The sequence below is a fragment of the Actinomyces oricola genome, from assembly GCF_004104015.1.
GTDB classification, from domain to species: Bacteria; Actinomycetota; Actinomycetes; order Actinomycetales; family Actinomycetaceae; genus Actinomyces; species Actinomyces oricola.
Genome location: NZ_RYFV01000058.1, coordinates 1 through 2,057 on the forward strand (window position 1 = coordinate 1; position 2,057 = coordinate 2,057).

The window sequence follows — 2,057 nt, forward strand, 5'->3', positions numbered from 1 at the left end:
TCAGGGCTAGCAAAGATAGCGTGGTCCACGTCGAGGCCTTCCGGCAGTTGGTTGTGTAGCAACTCCCATCATCAGAGGGCCTCGACCCCCACCCTGGCACCCACACGCCCAAACCCACCCCCTCAACCGCGAAGAGCCGTCATAGCTACGCCGTCCAGGTAACATTCAGCCATGGTGACGGTGAACCTTGAGCAGCACGCGTGGGAAGTCGGCGACAAGCTCGGTGCTGGTGGGTATGGATTGGTGCGAGAGGCGTGGCGGGACGGCGTCAAGCGCGCGGTGGCGAAGTTGGTCCCAATCGAGCCGGGTGCTCAGCGTGAGCTCCTGATCGGAACCTCAACGGATTTACCCCACGTCGTGCCAGTGCTGGACAGTGGCGAGTATGACGGCATGTACGTCCTGATCATGCCGCGTGCCGATTATTCTCTCCGCCAGTACATTGCGGATAATGTGTTGAGCCTTGAGGAGAAGATTGCCATCCTCGCCGATGTTGCGCATGGGCTGAATGAGATTGAACAAGCAGGTCTGGTTCATCGCGACCTGAAGCCAGAGAACGTGCTGTATACGGACAGCGCCTGGAAGTTATGCGACTTTGGCATCGCCCGCTACCGAGATGCCTCAACGGATGCTGCGACGCGCAAGTATAGCTTTACCGCGCTGTATGCGGCTCCAGAGCAGTGGCGGAGTGAGCGGGCAACTTCAGCCACCGACATGTACGCCTTCGGGGTCATGGCCTATGAACTGCTGGAAGGCCACCTGCCGTTTCAGGGACAGACCGCCGAAGCGCTACGAGAGCAGCACCTTCACACCACTCCACCGGATATGAGCATCGAAGTACCTCGACTACAGGTCATGATCTGTGAGTGTCTCAATAAAGCGGCCGAAGCACGCCCCACCGCCGATTGGGTTCTGCAGCAACTCGCCCACGCTGCAGACGCTCCTGCAAGTCCTGGCATACAACAGTTACAGCAAGTCTCGCAACAGTTTTCGGCGCTGCGGTCGCAAGCGCTAGCCGAAGACGAGCAACGCAGGACGTTGCGAGAACGACGTAAGGAATTATTCCAAGACGCATGTCGGTCATTCGAGCATCTCCGCGCGACGGTACAGAACACGATCGTCGATAACACGCCGTTCGCGGAGTATGAAGAACGGCGTGAGCAGACGAATCTCGGTGACAAGATCACGATCTCAAGCGTGACGTTGGTTGCGGCGCGTCTCGAGTTTGTGGGCCCACGAATAGTCGAACCGGAGCGATGGAGCGGACCATTTGAGGTGATCGCTTGCGCCAGTATCGAGTTGGATCAAACCTCGACTCACAACGATTATCCTGGCCGTTCACATTCCCTATGGTACTGCGACGCACTGCATGAGGGGCGGTTTGACTGGTTTGAACTTGCGTTTATGGATTCTCCGCTATTCGGTGGTCGGCAGCGTATGGAGCCATACGCTGCGCAGCCAGAACAGATCTCAATAGCCTTCGAGAGAGTAATTGGTACTGCACAACTTGCCTGGCCTCTCGAGCAACTTGACCGCGCAGACCCGCAGGAGTTTGTCGATCGATGGATTGGCTGGTTTGCAGAAGCGAACAATTCCAAGCTGTTTAGACCATCGACCATGCCGGAGAAGCCTATTGAGCGCAACTGGCGGGAATGAAAAGTATCACAAGCACCCCTACTGCGAATTTCAGTGAATGTTATACATTATGCCAACTTCGACTACTTCAATTTTCTATAGGGACACGGAATGACGGTAGATTCTATCCTTGGGCTTACTGGTACCATCCTGTCCGTCGTTTCGTTGACTTGGCAAGTACGTTCATGGCGTGCTTCTGGAGCGCGACTGAAGGTGTCCTGCGTCTCCAGTTTTCTGCTGGGAGACGTAGTACCTGAGATGGAGCTACTCGGTATTAAAATTACTAACTCTGGTCGTTCTAGTGTCGCGTGTCGTTAGTGTCTAGACGGTTGGGTGTTTGGGAGTATGTGGGTATGGCTCATCCTGGTGCTCCTGGTCTTGTGCTTCGTGATGGTGATGGTGAGGAGCTTGGGCGTTGGTTGCGT

Annotated in this window: 1 protein-coding gene; it reads left to right on the plus strand. The window is 55.7% G+C overall.

Going from position 1 to position 2,057, the window contains the following annotated elements; genetic code table 11:
• The first annotated feature begins 171 nt into the window (after positions 1 to 171).
• Complete coding sequence (locus tag EUC46_RS12345; protein WP_128774453.1) at positions 172 to 1,653, plus strand: serine/threonine-protein kinase; 1,482 nt, start codon at positions 172 to 174, stop codon at positions 1,651 to 1,653.
• The last annotated feature ends 404 nt before the right edge of the window (positions 1,654 to 2,057 follow it).